The organism is Chimaeribacter arupi (assembly GCF_002858805.1).
GTDB classification, from domain to species: domain Bacteria; phylum Pseudomonadota; class Gammaproteobacteria; order Enterobacterales; family Enterobacteriaceae; genus Chimaeribacter; species Chimaeribacter arupi.
This window is the reverse complement of the sequence record NZ_PJZI01000069.1, coordinates 1-3,704: the sequence shown is the minus strand read 5'-3', so window position 1 is coordinate 3,704 and position 3,704 is coordinate 1. Positions and strand designations below refer to the sequence as shown.

The window sequence follows — 3,704 nt, the reverse complement described above, 5'->3', positions numbered from 1 at the left end:
GCTAAAAAGGTGACATCGATGTACGATTTTTCCCCGCAGCAGCGGATGTCTGCGCTGGTCTGGCTTTCCCTGTTCCACATTCTGATCATTACCTCCAGTAACTATCTGGTGCAGTTGCCGATTGATATTTTTGGCTTCCACACCACCTGGGGCGCGTTTACCTTCCCGTTTATCTTCCTGGCGACTGACCTGACGGTGCGCATCTTCGGCGCGTCACTGGCCCGGCGGATTATCCTGGCGGTGATGGTGCCGGCGCTGGTGATCTCCTACCTGGTGTCCGTGGTGTTTTACCAGGGCAGCTGGCAGGGCGTGGAGGCTGTCACGCAGTTCAACCTGTTTGTGGCGCGCATCGCCATCGCCAGCTTTATGGCCTATGTGCTCGGCCAGATCCTGGATGTGCATGTGTTCAACCGGCTGCGCCAGACCCACCGCTGGTGGATAGCCCCGGCGGCCTCGATGTTTTTCGGCAACATCAGTGACACGCTCTCCTTCTTCTTTATCGCGTTTTACAAAAGCAGCGACGTGTTCATGGCGCAGCACTGGGTGGAAATCGCGCTGGTGGACTACAGTTTCAAGGTGCTTATCTGCCTGATTTTCTTCCTGCCGATGTACGGTTTGCTGCTGAACCGCTTACTGAAACGCCTGAGCGAAGGCGGCCGGCAGATGCAGTACCGTATGCATTGATTGGCGGGCAGTTTGCGTAAAAGTCTGACTTGCTTTTCGGCACTGAATAAGGTGCGATAAGGGCCGAAAGTCATGGATTCATGATCAAGAAGGAAGCCCTAATGCGTAAACTTGTTAAATATGCCGGAATTGGTCTGCTGGTCACGGGTCTTGCGGCCTGTGACGGTAACAGCGATGAGAAAGCCGGTGCCGCGCCGGACACTGACCAGACCACCACCCAGACCGCCGACGGCCGTCAGGTGAACCTGCTCGACGGCAGTGTGATGTTCACCATGCCGGGTGACATGACTGACCAGAGCGGCAAACTGGGCACCCAGGCCAATAATATGCACGTCTACGCTGATGAGAGCGGCCAGAAAGCGATTATTGTGCTGCTGAGCGACAACAGCCCGGACGGGCTGGATGTGCTGGCGAAACGCCTGGAAGACCAGCAACGCTCACGCGACCCGGATCTTCAGGTGGTGACCAATAAAAGCATCACGGTTGACGGCCAGCCGGCACAGCAACTGGACAGCGTGATCGCGACCAGCGGCAAAAAAGCCTACTCCTCTGTGGTGCTGGCGAAGGTGGCTAACCACCTGCTGACCCTGCAAATCACCCTGCCGGCGGACAACCAGCAGCAGGCGCAGAGCCAGGCGGAAAGCATCATCAATACGCTGAAGGTGAAATAACCTCAGGCGACACAGTCAAAAGGCGGGGCATCCCCGCCTTTTTTTCGTGCTTTTTCCGGCACACTCTTTTCGCGGCCTATGCCCGCGCCAGGCGTTGCCCGTCACTGCCAAACAGCAGCATGGCGTCTTCGTTCACCCCGAATGTCAGCGCCTCCCCGGCGGGGAACTGCAACTGTTTTGGCGACTTAAGCTTCAGCGGCTGCTCACCGGCACGCGCATAAACCAGCGTTGCGTCGCCCTGCAACTCGGTGAACTCCACCTCTACCGGCAGGTAAATCCCGTGCGCTTCCGGTAACCGGCCCTCTTCCCGTAACCAAAAGTGCTCCGGCCGGATGCCGACCCACAGCGCCTGCCCCGGCTGCACCCCCTGCGGCGGGCGGCGCAGCGTCACCGGCGGCTGTTGCGCCATCACCAGTTGCCCGTCCTGCCAGTGGGCGGGGATCAGGTTGATTTTCGGCGTGCCGATAAACTCCGCCACGAACGTGTTCTGCGGGCAGTTATACAGCTCAACCGGCGTGCCGATCTGCTCAATCTGCCCTTTGTTCAGCAACACGATGCGGTCAGCCAGCGTCATCGCCTCGACCTGATCGTGCGTGACGTAAATCATGGTGTTTTTCAGCCGGGTATGCAGGCGGCTGATCTCCTGGCGCATCTGTACCCGCAGGGCGGCGTCCAGGTTGGAGAGCGGTTCATCAAACAGGAACACGTCCGGCTGCTGCACAATCGAGCGCCCGATCGCCACCCGCTGCCGCTGCCCGCCGGAGAGCTGTTGCGGCAGGCGGTCGAGCACCTCCTCCAGCCCCAGCATCCGGGCGGCCTCCTGCACGCGGCGTGTAATCTCCGCCGCCGGGGTGCGGCAGTTCTTCAGGCCGAACGACAGATTCTGCCGCACGGTCATATGCGGGTATAGCGCGTAGGACTGAAACACCATCGACAGGCCGCGCTTACCGGCGGGCAACTGGGTGACCTCTTTGCCGTTGATGAACACCGCGCCGGAGGTGAGCGTTTCCAGCCCGGCAATAATGCGCAGCAGCGTGGATTTCCCACAGCCTGAGGGGCCGACCAGCACCAGGAATTCGCCCGGCTGCACCGAGAGGGATAATGCGTTGATAACGTTGTTTTTCTGATAACACTTGGTGATGCGATCCAGCGTGACGCCTGACATAGTAAACCTCCTTGACCTACATTCCGGCGGCCGGTGACGGGGCGATCAGCGCCAGCAGTTCACTGGTTTTAGCCTGCATCAGTGGCCGATCGCCGCGCGTTTCCACATTCAGCCGCAGCAACGGTTCGGTATTTGAACGGCGGAGATTGAAGCGCCACGCCGCAAACGCCATGCTCAGCCCATCGGTGTGGCTGACCACCACGCCCTCTGCCCTATAGTGCGCCTCGACGGTGCGCATCACCTGCGCCGGGTCTTCCACCCGGCAATTGATCTCCCCGGAGACCGGGAAACGCGCCTTGAGTGCGGCCACCCAGGCTGAAAGCGGCTGCGGGCGTTCGCCGAGCAGTTGCAAAATCAGCAATGCCGGGATCATGCCGCTGTCGCAATAGCCGAACGCACGGAAATAGTGGTGGCCGCTCATCTCGCCGCCGTACAGCGCATTCTCCTGTCGCATACGTTCCTTCATAAAGGCGTGGCCGGTTTTGGTTTCCAGCGCAATGCCGCCGCATTGGGTGATCGTCTCGCGCGCCGCCCAGATCAGCCGCGGATCGTGCAGGATCGTTTCGCCGGGCGCACGCGCCAGCAGGGCCTCCGCCAGCAGGCTGACCACGTAACAGCCTTCGAGGTACTCGCCCCGCTCGTCGAAAATAAAGCAGCGATCGGCATCGCCGTCCCAGGCGAGGCCGATGTCCGCCCGGTAGCGCCGGATCGCCGCCTGGGTGGCTGCCCGGTTCTCCGGCAGCATCGGGTTAGGGACGCCGTGGGGGAAATGGCCGTCCGGCGCGTGGTGGAGGGTGAGCCAGGTCATCTCACTGCCCATCAGGCGCAGCCGCTGTTCCAGCGCGTCCAGTATCGGCCCGGCGGCCCCGTTTCCGGCGTTCACCACCACCCGCAGCGGGCGCAGCGGTTGCCCGTGCAGGTAGCTGAGCAGATGGTCGATGTAGGGCGTGCGGTGGTCCAGCTGGCGATAGCGGCCTGCGGGCGACACAGGGAACACGTTGGCTTCCGCCAGCGCCCTGATTGCCGGTAACCCGCTGTCACCGCTGATGGGCTTTGCCCCTTCCCGCACCAGTTTCATCCCGTTGTAGTGCGCCGGGTTATGGCTGGCGGTGACCTGAATGCCGCCGCAGGCGTGCAGGGCGCGGGTGGCGAAATAGACCTCCTCCGTGCCGACCATGCCGATC

General features: G+C 61.5%; 4 protein-coding genes. 2 read left to right on the top strand and 2 right to left on the bottom strand.

What is annotated here, in order from left to right:
• Positions 1-18 precede the first annotated feature (18 nt).
• Together CYR52_RS22015 and CYR52_RS22010 are read left to right on the top strand one after the other, a co-directional pair.
• The gene (locus tag CYR52_RS22015; protein ID WP_072931358.1) at positions 19-684 is read left to right on the top strand and encodes a 7-cyano-7-deazaguanine/7-aminomethyl-7-deazaguanine transporter; all 666 of its coding nucleotides are present in this window, start codon (positions 19-21) and stop codon (positions 682-684) included.
• Between the two features lie 101 nt (positions 685-785).
• Positions 786-1,355, top strand: coding sequence for a DcrB family lipoprotein (locus CYR52_RS22010; protein ID WP_072931357.1), 570 nt, complete (start codon positions 786-788; stop codon positions 1,353-1,355).
• Positions 1,356-1,431: 76 nt separating this feature from the next.
• On the opposite strand, the gene CYR52_RS22005 is transcribed toward CYR52_RS22010, so the two are convergent.
• Positions 1,432-2,520: an ABC transporter ATP-binding protein gene (locus tag CYR52_RS22005; RefSeq protein ID WP_101829438.1), complete on the bottom strand. Its 1,089-nt coding sequence runs from the start codon at positions 2,518-2,520 to the stop codon at positions 1,432-1,434.
• 16 nt (positions 2,521-2,536) lie between these two features.
• Positions 2,537-3,704, bottom strand: a 1,168-nt coding sequence (locus tag CYR52_RS22000) for a phosphohexomutase domain-containing protein (protein WP_101829437.1), incomplete at its 5' end; no start/stop codon positions are given.

Excerpts from the sequence above, each read along its gene's own strand:
- CYR52_RS22015 (WP_072931358.1), top strand. The coding sequence starts at position 19 with ATGTACGATTTTTCCCCGCAGCAGCGGATGTCTGCGCTGGTCTGGCTT.
- CYR52_RS22005 (WP_101829438.1), bottom strand. The coding sequence starts at position 2,520 with ATGTCAGGCGTCACGCTGGATCGCATCACCAAGTGTTATCAGAAAAAC.
- CYR52_RS22010 (WP_072931357.1), top strand. The coding sequence starts at position 786 with ATGCGTAAACTTGTTAAATATGCCGGAATTGGTCTGCTGGTCACGGGT.